Annotated in this window: 17 protein-coding genes and 1 riboswitch; of the genes, 3 read left to right on the forward strand and 14 right to left on the reverse strand. The window is 64.5% G+C overall.

The genetic code is table 11. From position 1 onward, the window contains the following. Positions 1 to 2: 2 nt before the first annotated feature. Positions 3 to 2,144, reverse strand: coding sequence for a TonB-dependent siderophore receptor (locus V6U71_RS11510; RefSeq protein WP_411338599.1), 2,142 nt, complete (start codon positions 2,142 to 2,144; stop codon positions 3 to 5). A 152-nt stretch (positions 2,145 to 2,296) separates the two neighbouring features. Between V6U71_RS11510 and V6U71_RS11515 the strand changes: the two genes are divergently transcribed. Together V6U71_RS11515 and V6U71_RS11520 are read left to right on the forward strand one after the other, a co-directional pair. Further along, a complete protein-coding gene (locus tag V6U71_RS11515; protein WP_411338600.1) occupies positions 2,297 to 3,214 on the forward strand; it encodes a MurR/RpiR family transcriptional regulator in 918 nt (305 codons plus the stop codon). A 57-nt stretch (positions 3,215 to 3,271) separates the two neighbouring features. Beyond that, positions 3,272 to 3,380: riboswitch (SAM-I-IV-variant riboswitch) on the forward strand. Between the two features lie 50 nt (positions 3,381 to 3,430). Next, the gene (locus V6U71_RS11520; protein WP_411338601.1) at positions 3,431 to 4,507 is read left to right on the forward strand and encodes a threonine aldolase family protein; all 1,077 of its coding nucleotides are present in this window, start codon (positions 3,431 to 3,433) and stop codon (positions 4,505 to 4,507) included. On the opposite strand, the gene V6U71_RS11525 is transcribed toward V6U71_RS11520, so the two are convergent. From V6U71_RS11525 to V6U71_RS11540, 4 genes are all read right to left on the reverse strand, one after another. After that, positions 4,498 to 6,042 carry an AMP-binding protein gene (locus V6U71_RS11525; RefSeq protein ID WP_411338602.1) on the reverse strand — a complete coding sequence of 515 codons (1,545 nt, stop codon included), beginning with the start codon at positions 6,040 to 6,042 and terminating at the stop codon, positions 4,498 to 4,500. The genes V6U71_RS11520 and V6U71_RS11525 overlap by 10 nt on opposite strands. Before the next feature lie 13 nt (positions 6,043 to 6,055). Next, positions 6,056 to 7,180, reverse strand: a complete 1,125-nt coding sequence (locus V6U71_RS11530; RefSeq protein WP_411338603.1) for a DUF5938 domain-containing protein — start codon at positions 7,178 to 7,180, stop codon at positions 6,056 to 6,058. A gap of 32 nt (positions 7,181 to 7,212) precedes the next feature. Beyond that, positions 7,213 to 7,983: an SDR family NAD(P)-dependent oxidoreductase gene (locus V6U71_RS11535; protein WP_411338604.1), complete on the reverse strand. Its 771-nt coding sequence runs from the start codon at positions 7,981 to 7,983 to the stop codon at positions 7,213 to 7,215. A gap of 77 nt (positions 7,984 to 8,060) precedes the next feature. Continuing rightward, entirely contained in the window at positions 8,061 to 10,661 is a 2,601-nt protein-coding gene (locus V6U71_RS11540) for a TonB-dependent receptor (RefSeq protein ID WP_411338605.1), read from the reverse strand. Positions 10,662 to 10,841: 180 nt separating this feature from the next. On the opposite strand from V6U71_RS11540, the gene V6U71_RS11545 reads away from it, so the two are divergent. Further along, complete coding sequence (locus V6U71_RS11545) at positions 10,842 to 13,538, forward strand: LuxR C-terminal-related transcriptional regulator (RefSeq protein ID WP_411338606.1); 2,697 nt, start codon at positions 10,842 to 10,844, stop codon at positions 13,536 to 13,538. Between the two features lies 1 nt (position 13,539). Here V6U71_RS11545 and V6U71_RS11550 read toward each other — a convergent pair whose 3' ends face one another. From V6U71_RS11550 to V6U71_RS11590, 9 genes are all read right to left on the reverse strand, one after another. Beyond that, positions 13,540 to 14,631 carry an amidohydrolase family protein gene (locus V6U71_RS11550; protein ID WP_411338608.1) on the reverse strand — a complete coding sequence of 364 codons (1,092 nt, stop codon included), beginning with the start codon at positions 14,629 to 14,631 and terminating at the stop codon, positions 13,540 to 13,542. Beyond that, a complete protein-coding gene (locus tag V6U71_RS11555) occupies positions 14,628 to 15,812 on the reverse strand; it encodes a dipeptidase (protein WP_411338609.1) in 1,185 nt (394 codons plus the stop codon). The genes V6U71_RS11550 and V6U71_RS11555 overlap by 4 nt, the downstream gene beginning before the upstream one ends. Further along, entirely contained in the window at positions 15,809 to 17,386 is a 1,578-nt protein-coding gene (locus V6U71_RS11560; RefSeq protein WP_411338610.1) for a serine hydrolase, read from the reverse strand. The genes V6U71_RS11555 and V6U71_RS11560 overlap by 4 nt, the downstream gene beginning before the upstream one ends. After that, a complete protein-coding gene (locus V6U71_RS11565) occupies positions 17,383 to 18,522 on the reverse strand; it encodes a hypothetical protein (protein ID WP_411338611.1) in 1,140 nt (379 codons plus the stop codon). Before V6U71_RS11565 ends, V6U71_RS11560 begins: the two co-directional genes overlap by 4 nt. After that, positions 18,519 to 19,559 (reverse strand): DUF1611 domain-containing protein, encoded by a 1,041-nt coding sequence (locus tag V6U71_RS11570; RefSeq protein WP_411338612.1) that lies wholly within the window; start codon positions 19,557 to 19,559, stop codon positions 18,519 to 18,521. Before V6U71_RS11570 ends, V6U71_RS11565 begins: the two co-directional genes overlap by 4 nt. 20 nt (positions 19,560 to 19,579) lie before the next feature. Then, on the reverse strand, positions 19,580 to 21,730 hold the full coding sequence (locus V6U71_RS11575; RefSeq protein WP_411338613.1) for a TonB-dependent receptor: 2,151 nt from the start codon (positions 21,728 to 21,730) through the stop codon (positions 19,580 to 19,582). A gap of 34 nt (positions 21,731 to 21,764) precedes the next feature. After that, complete coding sequence (locus V6U71_RS11580; protein WP_411338614.1) at positions 21,765 to 22,907, reverse strand: dipeptidase; 1,143 nt, start codon at positions 22,905 to 22,907, stop codon at positions 21,765 to 21,767. A gap of 137 nt (positions 22,908 to 23,044) precedes the next feature. Beyond that, complete coding sequence (locus tag V6U71_RS11585; protein ID WP_411338615.1) at positions 23,045 to 24,085, reverse strand: dipeptide epimerase; 1,041 nt, start codon at positions 24,083 to 24,085, stop codon at positions 23,045 to 23,047. Next, positions 24,085 to 26,064, reverse strand: coding sequence for a serine hydrolase domain-containing protein (locus V6U71_RS11590; RefSeq protein ID WP_411338616.1), 1,980 nt, complete (start codon positions 26,062 to 26,064; stop codon positions 24,085 to 24,087). Before V6U71_RS11590 ends, V6U71_RS11585 begins: the two co-directional genes overlap by 1 nt. Positions 26,065 to 26,379: the final 315 nt, after the last annotated feature.

Genomic DNA, 26,379 nt, shown 5'->3' on the forward strand with positions numbered 1-26,379 from the left:
GATCAGAAGTTCGCGCGCAGCGAAACCGTCACGCTCCGCGGTTCACCGACGACATTGCCGTAAAACAGCGTCTGATAGTTGTTCACGAAATAATGCTTGTCGAACAGGTTCTTGACGTTGAGCTGGACACGGAAACGCTCGAAATCATAGCCCGCCGACACGTCGGCCAATACATAAGACGGCAGGTCGCGCGTCGCGCGATCGATGTCGGTCTTCACCGAATCGACATAACGGATGCCGCCCCCGACGAAAGCGCCGCCGCCGAATTCATAGCTGGTATAGAGGCTCGCCGTGCTCTTGGGCAGAAAGGCGACCGTCTTCCCGATCAGCGTCGGATCGTCATCCTCGCGGATTGTCGGATCGAGGATGGCGAGCCCGGCGTTGACCTGCCAGCCCTTCACAACCTCACCGACCGCCTGCAATTCGAAGCCGCGGTGCCGCACCTTGCCGACCGGAGAATAGCGGTCGATCAGGTCGATGGTCTGGTCGTAGCGCGCCTGATTGGCCTGCCGGACGTCGAAGACCGCCGCGGTGAGCAACAGCCGCCGGTCGGGCGACACATATTTGACCCCGGCCTCATACTGCTCGCCGGTCAGCGGCGGCAGCACGTCGCCGACCGCGTCGATGAACAACTGCGGCTGGAAGGATTCGCTGTACGACAGATAGAAGTTGAGGCCCTGCACCGGCTCCAGCGTCGCGGCGAGGCGCAGGCTGGTCTGGCTGTTGCCGCTGAAATCCTCCCACGGCGCCGTGCCCGATTGCTTGCTCACATCGGGCTTTGCCCAACTGATGCCGCCGAGCAGCGTCAGCGGCTCCGCGACCTTGATGTTGGCCTGCGTCGACAGGGTGAAATAGCGGAGCCGGCGATTGAGGCTGTAATCGAAGATCCCGGGATAGGTCCGCGTGTTGAACAGCGCCTCGATCGCGTCGACGCCGTCGAAAATGTTCGCCACATCGCCTTCCGGCATATCGGGGATCGTCCCGGCCTGCTTCGTGTCGTAATGCTGATAATTGGCAGCGACGGTGACGAAGCTGTCGGCCAGCCCGAGGTCGTCGAGCTTGTACACCGCCGAAAGTCCGGCGCTGAACGCCTTGGTCACGCTTTTGGTGATGTTGTTGATCGCGAGGAAGAAGTCGCCATTCTCTTCAAGCCCGAAACCGAACCCGCTCTCTCCCGTCGTGTTCGAACGGAGATAGTTGAGCTTCAAGCTGACCGACAGCGCCTCCGACGCCTCCCAGTCCAGCCCGCCGTTCACGCGCACGACCGGGGTCACAAGGTCGAAATCGCCCGACCCGATGAAGAAGGACCGGCCGACCGGCGCCGGCGATCCGTCGGGAAAGGTCGGGATGCCGTCGAACGAGGTACGCCGATAGCGTTCATAGCCGCCATGGATATAGCCGGTGAGGCCGGGCGTCAGCTCGGCATCGATCCCGGCGTAGAGCACCGTCTTCGCCGAATCGACGCGCTGCATGAAGCTGTCCGCCTCTTCGTGGGCGGCGATACCGATCACATTGACCGTGCCCGCCGTGTTCAGCGACGCGGCGACCTGCCCCTCGATCCGCCAGCGGTCCCACGAACCGCCGAGCAATTCGATATGCGAAGGCGTGTTCGCTTTCGCGCTCTTGGTCACCTGATTGATGATCCCGCCGGGATTGGCGGCGCCATAGACCACCGACGTCGGGCCTTTGACGATTTCGAGCCGTTCGAGCGTCGCGAAGTCGGGCTCGTAATCGAGCGCGCCGACGTTCAGCCCGTCGATCGCATTGCCGGCGGCAAAGCCGCGCAGCTTGACGATCGACGCGGTGCCGCCCGGATTGCCGTCGAACAGCGCGCCTGGCGTATATTGTGCAACATCCCCCAGCGAGCGGACATCGGTCGCATCCATGAAGTCTTCGCTGACGAGGCTGATCGATTGCGGGACCTTCTCGATCGGCACCGGAAGCCCGGTCGTGCCGCTGGTGTCCTCGGCAAGGTAGCGGTAGCCGCTGACGACGATCGCATCGCCTTCGCCGCTTTCGCCTGCTTCCTGAGCATAAGCGCCCGTTGCCGCGAGCGCCGCCTGCATCGCCAGCGCCCCTGCTGCCAGCCGCAGCCGCGTGCGGCGCGATCCAACCCGATACCCGTTCCGGCAAAGCCCGTTCATTGCCCATTCCCCTCAAACGACCAGTGATCATCGAACGGCCCCATTTCCCGAGATGCGGGGCCGGTGTGACTTGATTAAAAGTGATTTGACATATTTCTGTCAATTGATAGTTTTGACAAAATTACTAACATAACGCCGAAGGGAATGGGGACATGAGCGACCAGAACACCGATCGGCCCGCGATCCCCAATGTGCCGCTGCTTCAGCGGCTGCAGGCGGACCTCGAACATTATTCGCCGGCCGAACGCGCGATCGCGGCCTATATCCTCGGCCATTATGCGACGCTGGCGTTCGAGACGGCGCTTTCGCTGGCCGACAAGGTCGGGGTCGCCGAAATCACCATCGGCCGCTTTGCCCGCCGGCTCGGCTATCGCAACTTCAAGGCGCTGAAGAATGAATTGAAGGACAATAGCGAAGAAGGTTTTCCCTGGCTGATGGGCGACCAGCTTGCCGAGTTCGTCGAATCGGGCGATGCCGGGGACGAAAGCGAAACGAGCATCCAGCGCGAAATGAAGTCGCTGATCGAAGTTTACAGGCTTGCCGAGACCCCGCAATTCGCGAAGGCGGTCGAACTGCTCGCCCGGTCGCGGCGCGTCCAGATCGCGGGATTTCAGACCGAACGCGGGATTGCGATGCTGCTCGCCAACCATCTGCAATTCATGCGCGACGGGGTCGGCCTGGTCGACCTCAGCGCGGGCAATTATGCCGACGTGTTCGCCGCCGACGAGACCGACCGCTGCCTCGTCGTCATCGATATCCGCCGCTATTCGCGCCAGTCCTATCTGCTCGCCGAGCAAGCGAGCCAGCAGGGCATCCCGCTGATCGTCCTCACCGACCTGTTCTGCGACTGGGCGCCGCGGTTTACGCCGCATGTGCTGGCCGTGCCGACGCAGACGGGGATGTTCTGGAGTTCGCCCGTCGCGCTGGTCTGCGCCGTCAACCTGCTCGTCAACAGCGTGATCAAGACGATCGGGACGCGCGTCGAACAGCGGCTCGAAAGGCTGACACAGCTCCATCAGGCGTTCACCGGCTATGCCGGGCATCAGCCGCCGCGGCCGAAATTATCCTGATTGCAGGGCTATCGGGTCCTCCGGATTGACGCCGCCCCCGCCGCCGACTAAAGGGCGGCCATACATCAAGAGTCGGGCCGACGCCTGACACCAACCTGCTCCCGAGCAAGGTGGTACCCCGTCAACGACGGGGGATGTGGCCGGACCGGCAAAAAACGGGACCATCAGCCGCACCTGCGTCGAACCGCTTCTCGATATTTCGAAAGGGAGTTCGACATGACAGGAAAGCCGCAACAATTCGCCAGCGATAATTATGCCGGTATCTGCCCCGAAGCCTGGGCGGCGACGGCCGCCGCCAACGACGGCTCGGCGCGGGCCTATGGCGACGATATATGGACGCAGCGCGCCGCGGACGCGTTCCGCACGCTGTTCGAGACGAAGTGCGAGGTGTTTTTCGCGTTCAACGGCACCGCCGCCAATTCGCTCGCGCTCGCCGCGCTCTGCCAATCCTATCACAGCGTGATCTGTTCCTCGTCGGCGCATGTCGAAACCGACGAGTGCGGCGCGCCCGAATTTTTCTCGAACGGGTCGAAACTGCTCGTCGCGCAAACTCCCGACGGAAAACTGAACCCCGAGGCGATCCGCGCGCTCGCCTGTGGCCGGTCGGATATTCACTTCCCCAAGCCGCGCGTGGTGACGATCACCCAGCCGACCGAGACCGGGCAGGTCTATTCGATCGACGAAATCCGCGCGATCTCGGCGACCTGCCGCGAACTGGGGCTGAAGCTCCATATGGATGGTGCCCGCTTCGCGCATGCCTGCGCGACGCTCGGCTGCGCGCCGGCCGACATCACCTGGCGCGCCGGGGTCGATGTCCTGTGCTTCGGCGGCACGAAGAACGGCATGGCGGCGGGCGAGGCGATCATCTTCTTCGACACGAGCCTCGCGACCGACTTCGACTATAGGTGCAAGCAGGCGGGGCAGCTCGCCTCGAAGATGCGCTTCCTGTCGGCGCCATGGATCGGGCTGCTCGAAAGCGGCGCCTGGCTGGGCAACGCCCGCCATGCCAATGGCTGCGCCGCCAGCCTCGCGACAACGATCGCCGGTCTCCCCGGCGTCCGGCTCGCCTTCCCCGTCGAAGCCAATTCGGTGTTCCTCAGCGCCCCCGACGCGGTGCTCGACGGGCTGCGCGAGCGCGGCTGGCTGTTCTACACCTTCATCGGCGGCAGCGCCCGCTTCATGTTCGCGTGGGATTCGGACATCGCGGTGGTCCGGGCGCTGGGACGGGATATCGTCGAACTGTGCGCGCCCGCGGCCGAAATGCCGCTGGCGCCACAATCGAGCTATGGCTGATCGAGGGTCGCGAGCTTGCCCGCGCGGATGTCCTTCTTCAGCACCTTGCCGACCTTCGAGCGCGGCAGGTCGTCCCATATCTCGAGCTCTTTCGGCGCCTTGACGCTGCCGATCGCCGCCTTGACGTGGGCGATGATCGCTTGCGGATCGGCGCTCTGCCCCGCCCGAAGCTGGACAACCGCGCAGACACGTTCGCCCCATTTGTCGTCGGGCAGGCCGAACACGGCGCCGTCCTGCACCGCCGGATGCGCCAGCAATGCCTGCTCGACCTCGGCCGAATAGACGTTGAAGCCGCCGGTGATGATCATGTCCTTGGCGCGGTCGACGATGAACAGGAAATTGTCGGGGTCGAGATAGCCGATGTCGCCCGTGCGGTGCCAGCCGTCCACGGTCGCTTCGGCGGTCGCGGCCGCGTTCTTGTAATAGCCGTCCATCACCAGCGAGCCGCGGACGACGATCTCGCCGCGTTCACCCTGCGGAACCGGGTGGCCCTCGCCGTCCAGAATGGCGACCTGCACCAGCGGCCCCGGCCGGCCGGCCGACGACAGGCGGTGGCGTGCGATCGTTTCGTCGGGATTGAAATGGTCCTTCGGTGCCATCATCGAGATCATCATCGGCGCCTCGGTCTGGCCGAAAAGCTGCGCCATCACCGGGCCGAGCTTGCCGATCGCCTCTTCGAGCCGTGCCGCCGAGATCGGGGCCGCGCCGTACCAGAAACATTGCAGCGAAGAGAGGTCCGTCGCCGCAAGGTCGGAATGGTCGAGCAGCATATAGATCAGCGTCGGCGGCAGAAACGTATGCGTTGCCCGGTGCCGCGCCGCGAGCGCTAGGAACTCCCCGATATCGGGATAGGGCATGATCACGATCTCGCCGCCATGCGCCATGATCGGAAAAGCCAGCACGCCCGCCGCATGGGTGAGCGGTGCCATCGCGAGATAGACCGGCCGCCCCTCGAACGGATAACCCATCAGGGTGAGCGCGGTCATCGCTTCAAGATTGCGGTTCGTCAGCATGACGCCCTTGGGGTGCCCGGTCGTTCCGCCGGTGCCGGGGATCATCGCCAGATCGCTGACGGGCGCCGCCGTGAATGGGGTGTCGGGGGCGCCCGCCAGCCACTCGTCGAGCGACTGCGCGAAGGGCTGTTCGGCATCGAGGCAGACAAGCAGCTCGAGCTTGGGCAGATCCTTCCTGAGCGCGTCGACCAGTTCGGCGAATTTGCTGTGGAAAAACAAGGCCGCGCAGTCGAAATTGTCGAGCACGTAGGCGTTTTCGGCCGCTTCGTTCCGCGGGTTGATCGGACACCAGATAGCGGCGGCGCGCGAGATGGCAAAGACACAGGCGAAGGCGACCGGATCGTTGCCCGACAGGATCGCAATATGCTTGCCAGCGGTGATCCCCGACGCGTGGAGCCCGCGCGCAACACGGTGCGTCAACGCCTGCACCTCGCCATAGGACAGACTTTCGCCGTCCATCGTCAGGCAGGGAGCATAGGCGCCGAGCGACGCCCCCTTGTCGAGCCAGTCGACCAGCCGCATCGCCGCCCTCCCCTCAGTCGTTGACGGTGACGATCGGTTTCAGCACGAGGCCGAACTGGCGCATCGCCCCGAAAATCTCGCGATGCCCGAACGCCTGGCAGGCCGAGGCGAAGCCGGCACGGCGCGGCGGCTGCTGGAGCAGGTTCGCGGCGCACCACGCCTGCATCAGCCCGGTCTGCTTGTAATTGCAATTGCCGTGGATCAACACATGCACCCGGCCGAGCGGCCCCGAGGCGTAAACCGAATCGATGCTGGTGTTGAGCCGCGGATTCTCGCGCGGCGGCATGTCGCCCTGCACCGATTCCGCCATCTTCGACAGCGCCGCTTCCTGTTCGGCGAAGGGCAGCGGCTTGATGTCGGTGTCGATCATCTTCGTCATGTTGACGACATTGTCCATGACCTCGCGCGCGAACACGCCGCCATAGACCTTGACCGTCGAGACGCGCGGGTCATCCTTGAACCAGATCGGGTGCGACGTTCCGCCCCACGGCAGCGTCAGCGCGGTGGCATGCTGGCCAGGCACCTGACATTCGGTCGCGGTCAGCGTCGGCCACTGAACATATTTATTGTTTTCAAGATAATACCAGTCGGCCTTCAGGATCGTGAAGATCGTCTGGACCGAGGCATAGGTCGGGAAACCCTTCCACAGGACGAGCATGTCGAGCGTGTCGAGCCCGGGCATCGTCTCGAGTGCGATGTTCGCCGCGATCTCGCCGGTCGTGTACATCTGCGCGACGCAGGGCGACAGCAGCAGGCCCTTTTTGGCGAAGGCATCGCCCCATTTTTCCTGCGCCAGCAGCATCCAGTCCTGCTCGCCGGTGGTGTCGAGATAATGGACGCCCGCGGCAAGGCAGGCCTCGACCGTTTCGGGCCCATATTTGATGAACGGCCCGACCATGTTGCACACGACCTTCGCGTCCTTGAACAGCTTGGTCAGCGCCTTGACGCTATGATCGACCTCGGCGACCTCATAGTCGGCGGTTTCGATGCCGGGGATCTTGTCCATCACCTCCTGCACGCGCTTCGCGTCGCGCCCGGCCGCGATGAACGGAATGCCGAGTTCGCGCAAATATTCGCAGACGAGGCGGCCGGTGTAGCCCGAGGCGCCATAGACGATGACAGGTTTCTTCTTGCTCATAACCCCGATCCCTCTTTGATTGATTTCATTGGTCAAACTGCGGTGTAGCCACCGTCGACGATCAGTTCGCTGCCGCACATGTACGCCGCGTCGTCGCTGGCGAGGAACAGCAGCGGCCGCGCAATCTCGCGCGTCGTCGCCATGCGGCCCAGCGGAATGGCGGCGGCGGTCGCGGCGGCAAAGCCCGCCGCCTCGTCGCCGAGCGCCCCGACTGCATCGGCGACCAGTTTCGTCTCGCAATATCCCGGGTGCAGCGAGTTGATCCGCACCGGCCAGCCCTTGCGCGCGCAATCGACCGCGACCGCCTTGGTCAGCATCGCGACCCCGGCCTTGCTGGCATTATAGGCGGGAAACAGCGGCTCGGCGACGTTCGCGGCGATCGAGGCGACGTTGACGATCACCCCGCCCCGCTCCTTCATCGCCGCGATCCCGGCGCGCACGCCGAGAAAGACACTCTCGAGGTTGACCGCCATCAAGCGCTGCCATTCGGCGATATCGGTATCGACCACCGATTTCAGGAAACCCATGCCGGCATTGTTGACGAGAATGTCGAGTTTGCCCTCGCGCGCCACGACGTCGGCGACCAGCGCTTCCCACGCGGCCTCGTCGGCGACGTCCTGCCGCCGCGCCTCGGCCTTCAGCCCCTCGGCGCGGATTGCCCCGGCCGCGCGTTCCGCTTCTTCGGCATCGATATCGGTGATCGTCACCGATGCCCCTTCGCGCGCGAACTCCTGCGCTGCGGCGAGGCCGATGCCGCGCGCGGCGCCCGTGATCAGTACGCTCTTGCCCGTAAATCGCATCATGCGACGCTCCTCTCGTAAATATCGGGATCGGGAACGACGGGCGGGAGGGGGTGCCCGCCGTTCCCTGCTCCGGAGGTTCAGAAGCTGAACGTCGCTTCGACGCCGTAGGTCCGCGGGGTGCCGCGGTTCAGATAATCGAGCCCGAAGACATCGATATTGAGGCCATAGGTGTAGTAATATTTGTTGGTCAGATTCTTGACCCACGCGCTGACCGACAGATTGTCGTTGGCCTTGTAGGTCAGGCGGCTGTTGAAGAGCCAGTAACCCGGATTGCCGCAGGTAAAGGCAACGCCGGCGGGGCGGACGGCGCCGGGCGCGCCCGGCTTGTCACACGGATCGAGCCCATAGTCGCCAAAGGCATCGAAATAATATTTGCCCATGTAACTGGCGTCGCCGCGCAGCGTCAGCTTGCTGTCGCCACGCTCGAAAATATCCCAGTCGAAGCCCGCGTTGAAGGTGATCTTGGGCGCATTCGGGAAGGGATTGCCGTTGACGTTGCGCGTGAACTGCGTCGCGGGGTCGGCCGGGTCGACGACATTGCCCCTATATTTGCTGTTGAGGTAACCGAAGGATGCGTTGAGCTGAAGGCCGTCGGCTGGCGCGACGGTCAGTTCGGCCTCGCCGCCCCAGACGCGACCGTTGGCGCTGCGGGTGAAGGTGGTCGCACCGACGACCTGCGTGGTCTGCTGGTTCGAATAATCATAATAGAAGCCGGCGAGATTGAGCTGGACGCGGCGGTCGAGGAACTGCGTCTTCAACCCGCCTTCATAAGCGTTCACCTTTTCGGGCTTGATATAATAGACCTGGTTCGTGCCCTGATAGGCGAGACCGTTATAGCTGCCGCTGCGATAGCCGCGGCTGTACTGGACGTAGCCCATGACATCGTCGGTGAACTTGTAGCTGATATTGGCCCGGCCGGTCAGACGGTTCGCCTTTTCCTGCAGGTTCATCGTCGGCAGGTCGGGGTCGTAGGGGAAGGCATAGGGGATCAGGTTGACCACCGGCGTCACGCCATCGAGGGCGTAGATGATCGTGCTGCCGTTGCGGAACTTCACCTTGTCCATCGTGTAGCGGAGCCCGATGGCCACGGTGAGCTGGTCGGTGGCCTTCCATGTCAGGTCGCCATAGATCGCCTTGGACGGGCGTTGGACGTCGAACTTTTGTTCGCCCAGGATCGGGCCGAACGGGCCCGCGCCGGCGGCGAGGCATCCCTGATAATAGGCACCGCCGGCGGGGAAATTGCCCGAGTTGTTGATCGCGGCATCGGTCTGGTACGCGACCAGCGTCCGCGCATCAAAAAAGCCGTTCGGGTTGACGACGACGGGGTCGCAAAAGCCCGCCGAGCCCGGGGTCAGGGTCGGATCGAGCGCAAACGCAGGGAGCACGCGGATAGAGTCAGGCGTCCCGATCGGGGCGTTGTTGTAACCGCCGGGAACGCCCAGCCCCAGTAGCATAGGCCTGAGAGCACCGAAGAAGTCGGGCTCGTTCCGCGTTTTGATGGTGTCCTTGCCGTAATAGAGCCCGCCGACGAAATCGATATTGTCGTCGGAGTAGTTCAGGCGGAGATCCTGGTTGAAGTTCTTGCTGGTGCTGTTGAACCGGATCGAGCAGACGTCCAGCGGCGAGCCGTCGCAGTCGTTGGGCGAGATGCTGTATTTGCCCGTGTCATAGCCGGTGATCGAGGTCAGCGTGAAATAGTCATTGAGTTCCAGCGCGATGTTGAGTGCGACGCCCTTCGACGAGGAGAGCGACTTGCCCCCCTGATCGGCGGATACCTCGTTCTTGCCGAGCGCGCGGCCGCCGTTCTGCGCGGGATTGAAGCGCGAATAGCCGACGATATCCTCGCCGTTCGCGAACTGGCCGATCGAATAGGCGTTGGCCGTCCAGGGATCGTCCTTCGCCGCATAGGCTTTCAGGTTGATGTCGAGCGTGTCGGTCGGCTTCCAGCGCAGCGAAATGCGGCCGGCCATCGAATCGGTGGTGGCGACATGGCGATCCTGCGCCGGATTATATTGCCAGCCGTCGCCCTTCGCGACCGTCCCCGCGATGCGAATGCCGAGGACGTCGGGGATCAACGTCTTTTCGAAACCGCCCTCGACCGTCTTGGTGTCGTAATTGGCGTAGCCGATGGTGAAATAGCCCTCGTCTTCGCCCAGCTTAGGTTTCCGGGTGAAGAAGCTGATCGCGCCGCCGGTGGTATTGCGGCCATAGAGCGTGCCCTGCGGACCGCGGAGCACTTCGACGCGGTCGATATCGTAAAGCTGCCCGCCGTGGCTGGCGCGGAAGCTCTGATAGACCTCGTCGACGTAGACGCCGACCGGCGACGCGGTGGATGCGGAGAATTCGTTGGCGACCGAAATCCCGCGCAGCGAGAAGTTCGGCTGGGTCTTGCCGTAAGGCGTCGAGATCTGGAGGCTCGGCACCGCACCCATCAGGTCGGAGGTTTCATTGATGCCCCGCGCCGCGAGCGCATCGCCGCCGATCGCCGACACCGCCGCGGGAACATCCTGCAACCTCTGTTCGCGCTTCTGCGCGGTGACGACGATCTCCGCGATCCCCCCGCTCTCCGTCCCGGTGGCTTCGGGAGCCACGGGCGCCTCTTGGGCCGATGCGGCGCCATGCCATCCCATCAGCATCGTGGTCGACAGGCAGGTTGCCAGAAAAGCTTTGTTGGTCACGCCTTCTCTCCCGTGGTTGGAGGCCCGTTCTGTGCAAGGCCTTCGTCGGGATAGAGGCTATGGCGACCGGCGCGGGTACGACAGACAAGGCGGCGGGGGGAGCGATGGGGGGGATGAGCGCTTCGCCTTGCCGTTCGCGCGCGGGCGCGATAGCCAGCGTAAACAGATGGAGGGCAAGCGATGACCATCCAGCCGGGATCGAGGACAGACATCAGGCCGCCGCGCGAAGCGGCAAGGGCGCACGGCGTCACGCCCTTCGCCCCGCGCAAGTTCATGCCGCCGCGTTTTCCCTCCGACCTCGTCGGCCGCGACCGGCGCGCCCGATGGCTCGATGCATTGGCCGAGCGCGAGATTTGTCTGGTCCGGGCGCCCGCAGGATATGGCAAGACCGCCTTTTGCGCGACGCTGTTTGCCGAAGCCGAGGGCATCGGATGGGACGCCGGCTGGGTTTCGTTCGATCCCGAAGACAATGAACCGGCCGCCATCGCCCATGTTTTCGAAGCCGTCCGCATCGCACGCCATGCGTCCGCCGAGGACGGCATCGCCGGGGAGCCGTCCGCGCCCGCTTCCACCCCGATCCTCGCCGATATCCTCGCGCAGCGGATCGATGCGGCAGACCGGCCGCTGCTCCTCGTCCTCGACGATGTCGACCGGTTGACCGACGCGCGCGCGATCGACGTGCTCAATCGGTTGCTCCGCCATCCGTCGCAGCAATTGCGCTTGGTGCTGGCGGGCTGCGCGCAGCCCGCCGTGCAGATCGAAGCGGCGGAGCGCCGCGACATGGTGCTGCACGTCGGACGCACCGATCTGGGGCTGACCGACGAGGAGATCCATATGTTCCTGCAGAACGCCGGAACGCCGGTCGATGCACCCGGCTGCGCGGCGCTCAACAATGTCCTCGAAGGCTGGCCGGCGGGACTGAGGCTTTTAATGCGCGCGGCGCCCTCTCCGGACCTCACCGATTCACGGGCGCTGACCGGCCGTCTCGACGCCTATTTTGCCGCCTTGCTCGACGAGCTGCCCCCCGCAGCGCAACTGCTCCTGCAACGTTACGGCATCGCCCCCTCTCTCAGCGCCGATCTGTGCCGTCTGCTCGGCGGCGAAAAGCAGCCCGCCAGGCTGCTCGAAGACCTCGCGGCGCGGGGCGTTTTCGTCGACGCGCCGCGCCCGGGCGGCACTTGGTACCGCCTCCATCCCGCCTTTCGCGCCGCGCTTCAATCGCGCCTCGATATCGCCGAACCGGGTCAGGCGAGCCAGTTGCACCGCGTGGCCGCACGATATTATGCGGCGCAGGGCATGACGGCGGAGGCGATCGAACAACTTCTGGCGTGCGGCGATTCCGGCGAAGCGGCAACGCTGATCGCCGGCGTCGCCGCTTCGATGCTCGAACGCGGAGACATCGCGACGCTTTCCGGCTGGATGGGACGGCTCGCATCCGCCGAGGTCGAGACGACGCCCGGCCTTCCGGAAGCCCATGCATGGCTCCTGACCCTGACCGCGGATCGCGACGCCAACGGGGCAATTGCCGCGCTGGAAAGCACCGGAGCGGCGGAAGCCCACGCGCTTGCCCTGTTCCACCGGGCCTGCGTCGAAGACCGGCCCGAGGCGGTGATCGAAACATGCGACCGGTTTCTGGCCGCGCCGGGCGACGCATCGGCCTTCGCGGTGTCGATGATCCGCGTCATGCAGGCGCAAGGCGCCCTGAAACGCGGGTTGTTCGGGCTGGTGCATGACGCGATCCGTCCCCTGTCGCTACGCAGCGCCGGAAGCCCACTCGACCTGCCCTTTGCTCTGGCGATATGCACTCGCGCGGGCGCCGCGCGCGCGCAGGGCCAGTTGGGCGAGGCAGAACGCGTGCTGCGCGAGGCAAGGAGCGGCGCCGCCACACCTACCCTCGCCACCGCGCTGATCGACGCCGCGCTGGCGCGATGCGCCTATGAAGGCGACGAGGTCGGCAAGGCCGCCGGACTGGCGGCCGATGCGCTCCCTCACCTTGCGCGAAGCTGTTTTCAGGACGCGCTGATCCAGACTCTTCTCGTCAGCATCCGCGCCGCGGCCGGGCTCGATCAGCCCGATCGCGCGGCCTCGCTGATCGACCGCGCCGAAGTGATCGCGTTCGAACGCAACTGGGCACCGCTGAAGGCGCTGTGCGTCATCGAGCGCGCGCGCCTTCGCCTGCCGCAGACGATCGACCCCGAAGCGGTCATCGCCATCGCCGACGAGGACGCGGCGGTATGCGATCCGCTGTCGGCGCCGGGCCGTGCCTTTGCCCTGTTATCCGAAATGCGTGCTTATGAAGCGATTGCCCTTGGCGATCGTCCGCGCCTGACGCTGGTCGCCGAACGGCTGTTGCGGCTGGCTTCGAACGCCGACGATGCCGAACTGCGCGCTTCGGCCACGCTGTTCAACATCCTGCCCCAGCTCAGCGGGCGCTGTGACAAGATGGTCGCGCTCGAAACCGTGCGGTTCCTCAATCACGCGGCGAGCACCGGTTTCCGGCGTACCATCGTCGATGTTCTCGACGTCACCGGCGTCCGTGCGGTGCAGAATTTCTGCAGCGAGGCCTATTCGTCGGGTTCGTTCCTCGCGCTGCTCAAACTCGCCGATCCGTCGCGCCGCGACCACCGGCTGGAAGGGCATCATGCGACCGCGCCGGGAGAGGACTTCTCTTTCCTCACCGAACGCGAAATCGACATATTGGGCGCGCTGAAAGCCGGCGAGTCGAACAAGGAGATCGCGCGGACGCTGAACCTCGCGCCCGAAACGGTAAAATGGCACCTCAAGAATGTCATGCGCAAGCTGCGGGCGACAAGCCGCGAGGAAGCGGTCCAGAACGCCGCGACACTCGGCCTGCGGATGGCCGAACAGGCGGGCTGAACTAGCGCGCCGCCGCCTCGCCGGCCGCCTCCCGCTTTGCCAGCCATTCGGGGCGCAGATAGGGCGCCACATTTTCGCAAAGCTGCTTCCATTCGGCCGGCGTTACCGGAAGCGCCAGCTTTTCCGCGGCGAAATATTCGGCGGGTGGTGCGATCGCAGGCCAGTCGCTGGCGAGAACGAACCGATCGAGCCCGATCTTGCGCATTCCCGCGACATAAATGCCGCGAAGTTCGTCATAGCTGCGTTTTTCGGTCGAGGTCTTGGCGTCGGGCAGCTTGGACGGATCGAACTGCATCACCGCCGAAATATCGAGAACGAGATTGGCCGTACCCGGGGCCTTGCGAGCGATCGCATCGCCATAGGCAGCGAGCGCGTCGAGCGTCGGCTGATCGATCCCGGCATAGCCGCCACCATGAGCGATCTGGATCGGCAGGTCGCCCGCCTGCGAAACGACCCGGTCGAGGAAAATATTGACGCTAGCGGCGCTGAACGGTGCCGCGCCGCGCAAATGGACGACGAGCGGCATCCGCGCCTTGTTCGCGGCGGCGAAGAAGCGGCCGAGCGCTTCGACCTGTTCCGCATTGGCCGTATCGAACCCGCTGTTGCCGAGGTGCAGCTTGACCCCCGATGCGCCGGGCTGCTTCGACCAATAGTCGAGCTCGTCGAACGCATTGGCTGCGAAGGGATTTATGCCCACAAAGGCGAAGAGCCGCCCCTTCGATGCCAGCGCGGCATCGACGTTGAAGCGGTTTTCGCCGCGCATTTTTTCGGCCCTGACCGCCGGCTCCATCGGCACGGCGGTGAAACCGAACATATAGCCGGTGGATAGCAGCACACCCTTGTCGATGCCCGCCCGGTCGAGTTCGCGCAGCGCGTCGGCCCCAGTGCGCTCGGCGAACAGATCGGCCGAGATTCCGTCGAATATATCGGGCTCGGCCGCCTGCATCGCGCGGAGCTGCTCGGTGATCAGCTTGCTCTGGATATGCATATGATGGTCGGCGCGTGGCGCGGGATCGGCCGGCGCGGCGTCCTGCGTCCACGCGGGAGCAGCGCCCAGCATCAGCGCAGCAGCCAGCAAGGCCGTACGGATCATCGGCCTTTGCCCTGTGCGGCGAGCACGCGCAGGATGTTGCCGCTCCACATCTTCTCGATGTCGGCGTCCGAATAGCCTGCCGCTTTCAGCCGCTCGGTGACCTTGGGCAATGCCGAGATATCCTCGATCCCCGTCAGCCCGCCGCCGCCGTCCCAGTCGGCGCCGAAACAGATATGATCGACGCCGCCGACCTCGATCGCGCGCAGCACCATCGCCATATATTTTTCGAAATCGGCCGCCCACATCGTCTCAGTCTTGTCGAGTTCGCGCCAGCGGCGCGTGAGGTCCGCCTGCTCGGCCGGCGACAACGCACCGATCGTCTCATATTTGCCGAACAGTTCGGCGCGTTCGGGTGACATCTTCATGTCCGACAGGAAGATCGTCGAGATGCACATCGCGCCGCCCTTGGCCGCGAGCGCCTTCAGCCGCCCCTCGTCGAGGTTGCGCGGATGGTCGTTCGCCGACCGCAGGCTGGAATGCGAGAGCAGGATCGGATATTTCGACAGCGCGAGGATCTGGTCGAAGGTCGCATCCGACGAATGGCTCGCGTCGATCACGATGCCGAGCCGGTTCATTTCGGCAACCCATTGCTTGCCGAGCGGGCTCAGCCCTTTCCAGCGCCCCTCGCCCGTCGCGCTGTCGGCGAACTGGTTGTCCTTCGAATGCACCGGCCCCGCCAGCCGCACGCCCTTCTTGTAGAATTCCTCGAGCAGCGACAGGTCTTCGCCAAGCGGATAGCTGTTCTCGATCGACTTGAAGGCAATCAGCTTGCCTTCCTTGTTGAGCCGCCGTGCATCGTCGGCGGTCAGCGCCGGGCCGATCGCATCCTTGTGCGTCGCGATGGTCCGGTCGATCAGGTCCGACCGTTTGCGGGCATGGTCGAGCGCCGCGGCATAGCCCGCCGGGGTCAGCGGTCCCTGATCGGTATAGATGGCGAAAAAGCCGCCATCGAGATTGCCGTCCTTCATCCGCGGGATGTCGAGCTGCGACAGGTCGGTCGCGAGGTCGTGGCGGTCGGCGAAATTCCAGCCCTTGCGCTCGAAATGCAGCGGCGTGTCGAGATGGGTGTCGAGCACCAGCATACGGCTGTGCAGCGGGGCCTCGGGCGCCTTGGGCTTTTCGCCGCCGGTCGAGCAGGCCGACAGCGCGGTCGCCGCCGCGAGGATCGCGATCCGCTTCACTTCTTGTCCTCCACGGGTTTCAGGTCGAGGTCGTGATAGTCCCAACTGAAGTCGGCGATCTTGCTCACCGCCTTCATCGTCACGCCGGTCACCTTGCCGTCGGCGTCGAGTGCGAAGGTCACATAGGCGGGCTCGATCGCCGGATCGTCGAAATCGGTGACGAAGCTGTCATATTGCCAATGCTTGAGCCGACCCGCCATGCGCGGGGTCGAGGTGAAGTCGATGGTCAGCCCCTGCGGCGTCGATGCGACGACCACATCCCCGTACCAGGGATCGCGGTAGCGCCCGGCATAGCGCGCCGGGTCGAGCGACGGGCCGACCTTCGCCGGAGCTGCCTGAGCCTGCTTCAGATATTCGACGCCGCCGGCAAGCCGTTCTTTGTACCAATCCTGCCATTTTTTGGTCCAGCCTTCGTCGGGCTGGTCGAGATAATGGTCGAGCAACTTGTACGTCAGCCCGAGCAGCATGCCGCTCTCTTCGCTGTTCATCATGATCGCAAAGCCGACATTTTTTTCGGGGATCATCACGACGCGCGTGATCGACCCGAAGACGCCGCCGCCGTGCGAGATGATCTGGTGGCCGCGATAATCCTGCACCTGCCAACCGAGCGCATAGGATTGCATCGTCGGCTGCGCGGGTTTCAGCGCGTCGGGCAGCGGGGTGATCGGCATCATCGTCACCGGCTTCCACATCTCGGCCGCCTGCGCTTCGCTGAACAACGGCTTGCCGTTCGGCAGCGCCCCGTGCGCAAGCTGGATTTTCAGCCACGCCGCCATGTCGTCGGCGCTGAGCGCGAGCCCGCCGGCGGGCGCGCCGTTGCGGCCGAGTTCGTCGCGTTCGTTCAGCGCCTGCTGGTCGCCGAGCCCGCGCAGCGGCCCCGACAGCCGCGCATGCGGCCACGAACGGTTCGGAATACGGAAGCGGTCCTCGCTGTCGCTCGTCGCGTTCTTCATGCCGCCGGGCCGCAGCACGCGGTCGCGCATGAAGGCTTCCCACGTTTGTCCGGTGACCTCCTCGATCAACTGCCCTGCGACGGCATAGAGAATGTTGTCATAGGCATAGGACGAGCGAAAACTCGTCTGCGGTTTGAGGTAGGCGACCCGCTCGACCGTCTGCTTACGCGTCAGATGCGTGCGCGGCACGAACATCAGATCGCCCTGCCCGAGCCCGAGCCCGCTGCGATGGACCAGCAGGTCGCGGATCGTGATCTCGCGCGTGACCCAGGGGTCGTACATGCGGAACCATGGCATATGCTGTATCACCGGGTCGTCCCAGCCGATCTTGCCCTCGTCGACGAGGATCGCGAGCGCCGCCGCGGTCATCGCCTTGCCCGTCGAACCGGTCTGGAAGATCGTTTGTGCATCGACCGGCGCGCGCTCGCCGAGCTTGCGCACGCCCCAGCCGCGCGACAGCGTCGTCTTGCCATCCTCGACAATCGCGATCGACACGCCGGGGGCACCGATTTCCTGCCGCAGCGTCTCGACCTGTTCGGCAATATCCTTCGGCGGCTCGGCCCACGCCGGGACGGCGGCGCCGAGCAGGAGCGACAAGGTGATCAGACGGGCGGAGGTCATGATGCAGTCTCCAGTTGGGAAGGCGGAGTGCCCCGCAGCAGGCGGTAAACACCGATAGTCAGCAGCGGCGCGACAAAAACGACGAGGAACAGCCAGGCGAGGAAGCGGTATCCGCTGGCGATGAGGTCGACGAGCCCGATGCGGCCGGCGACGAACATGCATCCCGCGAGGATGACGGCGCCGATGACGGCGCGCGCCGCGGTCGAGAGCGGCGGGCGCCCGCGCGCTTCGACGACGCCCGATAACCGTTCGTTGATGGCATGGATCGCACCGACGCCGCTTTCGAGCAACGCCGCGAAAATCATCAGCTGAAACAAGATGTGGAAGCCCGGTACCGCCATCTGACGCAACAGAAAATCGGATGGCAAGGTTTCGGTGCCGATGGCCGGATAAAAGGCCATCATCGAAACGAAGAACAAAATGGCGGGCAGCATGGTCAGCGGCCCCGCGATCATCCCCGCGATCACCGCGTCGCGCTGACTGGTCAGGTGGCGCAATATCGGAAGGATCACCACTGCGCCGACGATGTTGTAGCTGGCATAGGTGATCCCGCCCGCCATCCAGTTGCCCGACGGCGGCGGCGCGTTGGCGAAACCATCGCCGATCAGCCCCCCGAAGCTCACGAGCGCGAAAACGATGAACAGGGCATAGACCGCGTAGATCAGCATCGAGGCATATTTGAACAATTGCTCGACGATCCCGGTCCCGAACGACGTCACCGCAATGATGCTCGCGGCGAGCACGAGCGGGCCCATCCATTCGCTCCAGCCGAAGGTCGCGGCGCCGATCGCCCCTGCCGCGGCGCCGAACACGGCGAGGATCAGGATGACGAAAATGATATAGGCGGCCTCGAACGCACCCCATGCCGGGCCGAGCAATCCCTTGAAGAAGGCACGATAATCATAGGCGCCGAGCTTGCGGGCGAGCGCGAAGGTGAGCGCCGCGACGACGCTCCAGATCAATGTTGCGAGCAGCATCGCAGCGAGCCCGCCCCACGGCCCCGACGGCACGAAATATTCGGCCAGTTCGCGCCCGGTGGCATAACCGCCACCAATGATGACGGCTTTCAGCGCGAAACCCGGCAGCAGGAAGCGCTGGAACCAGCTCGATCCCGCTGCCGTCTCGCCCACACTCATGCGAGACAGCTATCGACCAGCGCGTCGAACGCCGCGCCGCCGCGAATGGGATCGGCAACGGGCAGACCGAGTCGCTCACTTTCCGCCGTCATCAGCGCTTCGGCCTCTTCGGCCGAATAGGCCGAGGTATTGAGGCTGACACCCCCGCAACGGATCGCCGGATTGGTCCGGCTGCCGAGGCGGATGGTCAGGTCGATCACCTCGTCGACGCTCGGCATCGCAAAGCTTTCCATGCCGAGGATTACCGTGCGCGCCGGGTCGTGGCAGACGACGAAGACGTCGGGCTGGCTGCCGTGAAGCAGTCCGAGCGACACCGCGGCATAGGCGGGGTTGAAGATCGAGCCCTGTCCCTCGACGACATCCCAGTGAGCGTCGGGCGCGTCTGGGCTGAGGATTTCGGCGGCGCCTGCCTCGAAATCCGAAATCACCGCGTCCATCGGGATACCGCCGCCGGCGATCATGATCCCGGTCTGGCCGGTCGCACGAAAATCGGCATCGATGCCGCGCTGGACGAAGGCACGGTGCAGCGCCAGTGCAGTATATTTTTTGCCGAGCGCACAGTCGGTGCCGACGGTAAGCAACCGCTTGCCGCTGCGCTTCCGCCCGTTGCCAATCGGGATGCCTACCGGCGGCGTGCGCACATCGATGAGCCGCTGGCCGGTACGGCGCGCCGCCTCGGCAAGCGCAGGCACGCTCGCCAGCCGGACGTGCAGCCCGCTGATCACGTCGAGCCCGGCCTCCATCGCGTCGATCAGCGCCGCGACCCAGCTATCGGCGAGCACGCCGCCCTGGTTCGCGACCCCGATCACCACCGACCGGGCACCCGCCGCCCGCGCATCGGCGGGCGAGAGACGTGCAAGGCCGGTGGTTACCGTACAACCGCCGATCGCCATTTCGCCGACGCAGCGATCGGGCGCCCAGTCGGCAAGGCCGAATGCGGTCTTGGCATAGCTCGCCTCCACCGTATCGCCGAGGAAGAGAAGATAGGGCTGCGGCAGCACGAGGCTGTCGGCAAGCCTGCCGGTCGGCGCGTTCATCTGGTTCAACTCCAATTCGCTCAGAAAGCCATGTCGAGCGCGACGCCGATCGTGCGCGGCTGTAGCGGCACGTTCGTCTGATAGGCCTGCGCGCCAAAGGCGTTCAACGTATAGCTGCGCTGCGTCGATGCCCGCTTGTTGGTCAGATTGCGCGCATAGACGCGCACCGTCCAATGGTCGTCGAAGGTGACGGCGGCATTGGCATCGAGCGCCGTATAGGGGTCCGACCACAGATTATTCGGGCTGCTGGAAGGCAGCGATGCCAGCCGCGACGAATGGCGCAGGCCCAAACCGACCTTGCCCGACGCATTTTCGCCGATCCCGAAGCTGTAATCGGCCTGCACCGACCCGGTGAATTTCGGCACGCTGGGCAGGCGCGCGCCGTCGACGCCGGAAATTTCGGGCGCATCGGCGGTCAGCTTCGCGTCGGCATAGGCGGCGCTCGCCACCAGCGACAATCCGCGCACCGGTCGCCAGGTCACGGTGCCTTCGACGCCCTTGCTGACCGCCGACGGACCATTGGCCTGTCCCGTCACGCCGCCGAAGGGCTGCACCACCTGAATGTCGGTCCAGTCCATGTAGAAACCGGCCACCTCGACCGCGAGCGTGCTGCCCAGATTGCCCTTGAAGCCGATTTCGTAATTAACCAGCGTGTCTGCCGCGACCTGCGGCGGCACCCCGGGGAACACGACGTTCGGGCCGCCGGGACGATAGCCGTTGGCGACGCGCGCATAGAGCATGGCATCTTCGCTGATGTGGATCTGCGGGCTGATGCTGTAGATGAAGACATCTTCCTTGGAGGAGCCGGTGAAATTGGCAACGCCGATGAACGGGCCTTCGCTGATCTGCTGGAAGTTCTGCTTGTTCTTGGCGTAACGCAGGCCGCCCGACAGCGCGAACATGTCGCCGAAATAGGCCGTGGCATTCGCGAACACCGCCATTTCCTTGAACGTCGAGGGCAGCGACACGATAGCGCCCGGGTCGAACAGGTTCGGTTCGCCCGAGAAGTCGAAGGTGCGGACCAACTGGTGATTCTCGCTGGTCTCTTTGGTGTAGAAGGCACCGATCATCCACTCGAAGCGGTCGTTGCTCGGCGACGCGAGGCGGATTTCCTGCGTGAACTTTTCAAGGCCGAGCTCGATGCTGAACGGCGCGAGACCTTCGGGCACCGCCCCGCCGCTCAGCGCCGGGAACGCGACACCGAAAACGAGCGAGGCATCCTGCACGCTGCTGGTCTTGGTTTCGCTATAGGTCGAAACCGAGGTCAGCGTTGCAAAGCCGAGGTCATAGTCGAGCACCGCCGAATAATAATCGATGCTCTTGTGGAAAGGCTCGGGCAAGAAGGCGTTGTAGGACCAGCCGTCGCCAAGGGGAACGCCCGCGACGGTCGAAACGACGTTATTGGTCGCGTTCGCGTCGATGGTTTGCCAGATGCCGCCGAGGCGAACGGTGAAATCCTCGGTCGCGTTCCAGAGCAGGCTCACCCGGCCGCCGACCTGTTCGACCGAATTCGCGTCGTTCAGCGCCGGATTGTTGACCGAGCTGACAAAGCCGGGAGTCTTGCGCCACGAGAAGCTGCCCGTCATCCCGAGCTTGTCCTGGACGATCGGTGCATTGACCATCACCTGCGCCGCCCAGCCCGGATTGCCGGCATGATCGATCGTGAAGAGTTCGCCGCCGGCCTTGACGCTGAAATCGGTCGTGCTCGGCGCGACGGTCCGGTATTTCAGCAAACCGCCGATCGAGCTTGCGCCGTAAAGCGTTCCCTGCGGCCCGCGCAGGATTTCCAGCCCGGCGATGTCGTACGGCATCAGGTCGAGCGAATAGGTCGCGCTGCGGGCGTAAAGGCTGCTCGATCCCACCGGCGCGTCATCGAGGTAGATGCCGACCGCCTGTGCCGAACCCACCGGCGCGATACCGCGAAGCGAAATGATCGACGTACCGGGCTGCGAGCTGATTACCGTCATCCCGGGAACATAACCGGCATAGTCGACCAGCGATCCGGCACCCTGATCGCGCAGCGCCTCGCCGTTGACGACGGTGATCGAGATCGGAACATCCTGAAGCGCTTCCTCGCGCTTCTGTGCCGTCACGACGATCACTTCGCTTTCAGCTTCGGCGAGTTCCGCTTCCTGCGCCCCGGCCGGCATCGCCGCCGTCAGCGCGGCCATGCTTCCTGCAATAAGAAATCCCTTTTTCATCGTCTTACCCCCAGACTTGAGCGAGCAGGCGGCGGAAATTGCCCCCGAGCACGGCTGTGATATTTTCGTTGGAATATCCGCGACGGATCAGTTCCTCGGTCAGGTCGAAGACCTTCTTCGGATGATCGAACCCGTCGATGTCGATCTTGTCGCGAAAGGCGTAGCTGCCCTTGTAGCTGCCCTTCAGAGCAGCATATTCGTCGGGCTTCATATCGTCATAGCCGTTGAGGTCGGCGTCGGAACCGATGCCGACATGGTCGATCCCGACCAGCTTCGCGACATGGTCGATATGGTCGGCCATATGGCCCACATTGGTCGGATCGGTCGCGCGAATGAACATGCGCACCCCGGTGATCCCCATCACCCCGCCCTTCGCCGCGAGCGCCTTGATCGCCTCGTCGGTCTTGACGCGCGGATGGTCGATCAGTGCGCGGGCATTGCTGTGGGTGATCGCGATCGGCCCTTTGGCCAGTTCGATGGCATCCAATGTCGTCTTGTCGCCGCAATGCGACACGTCGACCAGCATCTTCTGCTTTTCCATTTCGGCGATGATCGCCGCGCCATAATCGCTGACGCCGCCATCGACGCGTTCGGTGCTGCCCGACCCGATCATATTCTGGCTGTTATAGGTGAGTTGCGCGCAGCGCAGGCCAAGCCGGCGGAACAGCGCGACATCCTCGATGCTCTGGAACTGTTCGGCATTCTGGATGCCCATGATGACCGCGCATTTGCGGTCCCTTTTCGCCTGATCGAGATCGGCGACGCCATCGACCAGCGTGAAGACATGGCTGTTACGTCCCGCAAAACCCTGCCAGCCGGCGAGGAATTCCAGCGCCTGCTGCTTCGCATTCGGCCCGCCGAGCCCATAGGCATTGTGGAAACCGGTGATGCCACTGCTGCGAAACTCCTCCGCCTCGGCATCGGTCAGGCGATGCGCGACATAATCTTCCGACAGCGTGATCTTGAGCGGCGCCAACATGTCGATCACCAGCGACGCGCCGACAAGGTCGACCGCCCGCCGCGAATAGCTGCGCCCCGGCGCCGCAGCGAAGGCATAAGCACCGCGATTGATCATCGGCATAGACACAGCCGCACCCACCGCGCCGGCAACCAGTGCGCGGCGCGTCATCGGGAATGATGATGTCATTCCACCCTCCACCTCAGGTAAGTTTCATTCTCAAGACTATTGTCCTGATCAGAAAAATGTCAACCCATTTAGGACAAAAGTTACAGTTTATTTCGTCATCCCGGCAAAAGCCGCGATCTCGCCGGGGCGTCCTGACCCTAAGGCGAGACCCCGGCCTGCGCCGGGGTGACAGGAGAGCCCCAAATTTCTGCCGGACAATGGATCATGCCTCCGGCATAGCGGACCCCCGGCTCGCGGTCGCGGGCCAGGAAGATTGGTCCGTCGAGATCGACGATGTCGCAGAGCTGCCCGACCACATAGGAAGGCGCCATCGACAGGCTGCTGCCCATCATGTTGCCGACCATCACGTCGAGCCCGAGCCGCCGCGCCTCGCGCGCGATCGCGAGCCCCTCGGTCAGCCCGCCGCACTTGTCGAGCTTGATGTTGACGACGTCGAACCGACCGACCAGCGAAGCCGTATCGGCGAGCGTTACCGCGCTTTCGTCGGCGGCGAACGGCAGCGGCCGCTGGAAGCCGTCGAGGTCAGCTTCGCGCCCGCGCCGGAGCGGCTGTTCAAGCAGCGACACGCCGTTCGCGACGAGCGTCGGGAGCAGACCCGGCAACGTCTCGATACTATAGCCCTGATTGGCATCGACGCCGATCCACGCATCCGGACGCGCCGAGCGGATCGCGATGACACGGGCAATATCCTCCTCGACATCGCCGGTCAGCTTGACCTTGATCGGGGTCTCGGGATCGAATGCCAGCATCCCTTCCACCATCACCTCGGGCCGGTCGGCGCCGAGCGTCATCGTCGACCGCAGGGGTTTCGGCGCATCGAGGCCCGCGAGGTCCCAGACGGGCCGGCCGGCCTGTTTCGCCTCGAGATCCCAATAGGCACAATCGAGCGCATTGCGCGCGCCGCCCGGCGGCAAGAACTGCTGCAGATCCTCGCGCGTCGCGCCGCTTTCGATCGCACCGCGCACGCGCTCGGCCTCCGACATCATATGGGCGATGTCGTCGCCGAGATAATAGACGCCGGCACCCTCGCCGCGCCCGCTGTGCGTCCCGTCCGAAATTTCGGCGACGAGAAGCTCGGTTTCGGTGAAGACATGCCCCGAAATGCGGAACGGCCGGTGATAGGGAAAGCGCTCGACCCGAAGGTCGAGCGCCAGATTGTGTACCGATTGTGTCGTCATCAATATACCATTCCAAAACCGTAGAGGTGGAAGACCAGCGTCACCCAGACCAGCACCAGCCCTGCGAGCAGGAGCAGCACCGCGCCGAACTTCATCGTCCATTTGCGCTTGTCCTTGATGCTCAGCCACAGATGCCATCCGGCGGTGGCGAGCAGGCCGAACGCAGCGACCGGGGTCAGGATACGCAGCAGGTGGATCAGCCAGTCGAGCGGACCGCCGATGCTGCCGATATCGGCCGAGAAAGCAGCGACCAGGCCGATCCAGCCGGCAAGCGCCGCCAGCACCAGCCAGGCGAAGAGGCGCGACAGGCGATAGGCGCGCCGCGCCTTCCCTTCGAGCGCGAAAGTCGCACCGAAGTTGCGGCGGACCAGCGCGCGGACCGGCCAGGCGAGCGCCGCGAGCAACACGATGCCGAGTGCCGCGATCAGCGCCGGGATGAGCCAGGCGGCGTTGGCGCTTGCCCGTGCGGGTTCGAACACCATGAACGGCGATCCGGCATCGAGGCTCCAGCGGGTAACCCGGCCGTCCTTCACTTCGGCGGCAAGGCGTTCGCCGGTGCCGGTGTCGCGCCACACGAACGGCTCGACCTCGACCCAGTCGCGCGCGCCCGCACCAAGGCCGTCGAGCCCCGGAATGCTGAGCTTGCCATCCTCGGTCAGCCCGACCTGCGCCTGCCCGAGCAGCCCGAACAGGCTCATGAAGTTGGTGAAGCTGCCGCGGCTGCTCTCATAATGGCCGACCATCATCTGTGCATGCTGGCGGGCAGTCTTGGCATCGACGGTGCCGGGCGTTGCAGTGCCGGGCAGGTAGCGGTCGGCGAATTTGTGGAACAGCGCGCTGCGTACCGCGCCTGCATCGCCCGCCTTGCCGGCGCTGTTCATCGAGATGAAGACGCCGATATCGGCATCGGGGAACAGCCACAGATAGGAGTGGAACCAGACGGTATCGCCGCCGTGCGCGATCGCGCGGTGGCCGTTGACCCATTGTTCGTAGAAGCCAAGCGCCATGCTGTTGAGCGGGCCGACGCCGGGCGCCTTGAAATCATGCATCATCTTCGCGGTTTCGGGCTTCAGCAGCCCCGCACCGTCGTTGAGGTGCGCGATCATGAACTTGCCCATGTCGGCGCCGCTCGCCGACAGGCTGCCCGCAGGGGCCGGGATGACGATCTCGAAAGGCCGCGCCTTTTGCGTGATGTCGGGATAGCCGTTCGACATGAAGGGCGCGAGGCGCGCCGGCAGCGGCTGGCGGAAGGTCGCATAATTCATGCCGAGCGGCTTGAAGATGTGGTTCTCGACATAATTGTCGAACGGCTCGCCACTGACCCGCTCGACGATATAGCCGGCGAGCGCGGTGGCATAGTTCGAATAGGCCGGCGTCGTACCCGGCGCGAAGACGCGGTCGGGCAGCGCGAGCGGCATCTGCTGCTTCAGCGCCATCACCGCCTTGGGGTCGCTGCTGATCAGATAACGGACCGATTCCTGAAAGCCCGCGGTGTGCGTCATGATGTTGCGCATCGTGACCGGCTTGCCCTGATAGGGCGGAATCTTGAAATCGAGATAGGCGTTGACGTCCTTGTCGAGATCGATCTTCCCCGCCTCGACCTGCTGCATCACCGCGGTCCAGGTGAACAGCTTGGACACCGAACCAGGACGGAAAAGCGTGGTTTCGGGGTTGACCGGCGCGCGCTTCGCGACGTTGGAATAGCCATAGCCCTTTTCGAGCACGACCTGATTGCCGCGCACCACGACGACGACCGCCCCCGGAATATTCGCGCGTTCCAGCGCATAGGGGAGATAGCCGTCGAGCCACGCCTCGAGGTCGGCGCGGTCGAGCGCGACCGGCTGGCCCGTTTTCGGTGCCGCCGCCGCCCCCGCAGTTACGGCCTTTTTCGCCGGTTCGGGCGGTATCGGCCCCTGCGCCGCCAGCGGCAGCGCGACCAGCGCGGTCAATCCAATCATCAGCTTGCGAAGGAAACGCATCGTCATCCCCTTGTTCCCGCCGCGCCCGTCTTTCGCAGCCGCGCGGCCCCATTATCCACGCCAACACATATTGGCCCGATAGGGACATAATGATCCTGATTGGAAAATTGTCAAACGGGAAATGAAAGGTGGCCGATATGGCGGCTTGGCCGGTGCCGTCATGGACTGGAATGTCGTCGGTTTCGGGGTGGTGAGCTGTCGTTGCTTCCCCCGCTTTCGTCATCCCGGACTTGATCCGGGATCCATGACGACGGCGCCGCTATGGATCCCGGATCAAGTCCGGGATGACGAATGGAAAAGGTCCGCTAACGGCCG

This window comes from Sphingopyxis sp. J-6, assembly GCF_046603995.1.
In the GTDB taxonomy this organism is placed as follows: domain Bacteria; phylum Pseudomonadota; class Alphaproteobacteria; order Sphingomonadales; family Sphingomonadaceae; genus Sphingopyxis.

Excerpts from the sequence above, each read along its gene's own strand:
- V6U71_RS11510 (WP_411338599.1), bottom strand. The coding sequence starts at position 2,144 with ATGAACGGGCTTTGCCGGAACGGGTATCGGGTTGGATCGCGCCGCACG.
- V6U71_RS11515 (WP_411338600.1), top strand. The coding sequence starts at position 2,297 with ATGAGCGACCAGAACACCGATCGGCCCGCGATCCCCAATGTGCCGCTG.
- V6U71_RS11520 (WP_411338601.1), top strand. The coding sequence starts at position 3,431 with ATGACAGGAAAGCCGCAACAATTCGCCAGCGATAATTATGCCGGTATC.
- V6U71_RS11525 (WP_411338602.1), bottom strand. The coding sequence starts at position 6,042 with ATGCGGCTGGTCGACTGGCTCGACAAGGGGGCGTCGCTCGGCGCCTAT.
- V6U71_RS11530 (WP_411338603.1), bottom strand. The coding sequence starts at position 7,180 with ATGAGCAAGAAGAAACCTGTCATCGTCTATGGCGCCTCGGGCTACACC.
- V6U71_RS11535 (WP_411338604.1), bottom strand. The coding sequence starts at position 7,983 with ATGATGCGATTTACGGGCAAGAGCGTACTGATCACGGGCGCCGCGCGC.
- V6U71_RS11545 (WP_411338606.1), top strand. The coding sequence starts at position 10,842 with ATGACCATCCAGCCGGGATCGAGGACAGACATCAGGCCGCCGCGCGAA.
- V6U71_RS11550 (WP_411338608.1), bottom strand. The coding sequence starts at position 14,631 with ATGATCCGTACGGCCTTGCTGGCTGCTGCGCTGATGCTGGGCGCTGCT.
- V6U71_RS11560 (WP_411338610.1), bottom strand. The coding sequence starts at position 17,386 with ATGACCTCCGCCCGTCTGATCACCTTGTCGCTCCTGCTCGGCGCCGCC.
- V6U71_RS11565 (WP_411338611.1), bottom strand. The coding sequence starts at position 18,522 with ATGAGTGTGGGCGAGACGGCAGCGGGATCGAGCTGGTTCCAGCGCTTC.
- V6U71_RS11570 (WP_411338612.1), bottom strand. The coding sequence starts at position 19,559 with ATGAACGCGCCGACCGGCAGGCTTGCCGACAGCCTCGTGCTGCCGCAG.
- V6U71_RS11575 (WP_411338613.1), bottom strand. The coding sequence starts at position 21,730 with ATGGCCGCGCTGACGGCGGCGATGCCGGCCGGGGCGCAGGAAGCGGAA.
- V6U71_RS11580 (WP_411338614.1), bottom strand. The coding sequence starts at position 22,907 with ATGACATCATCATTCCCGATGACGCGCCGCGCACTGGTTGCCGGCGCG.
- V6U71_RS11585 (WP_411338615.1), bottom strand. The coding sequence starts at position 24,085 with ATGACGACACAATCGGTACACAATCTGGCGCTCGACCTTCGGGTCGAG.
- V6U71_RS11590 (WP_411338616.1), bottom strand. The coding sequence starts at position 26,064 with ATGCGTTTCCTTCGCAAGCTGATGATTGGATTGACCGCGCTGGTCGCG.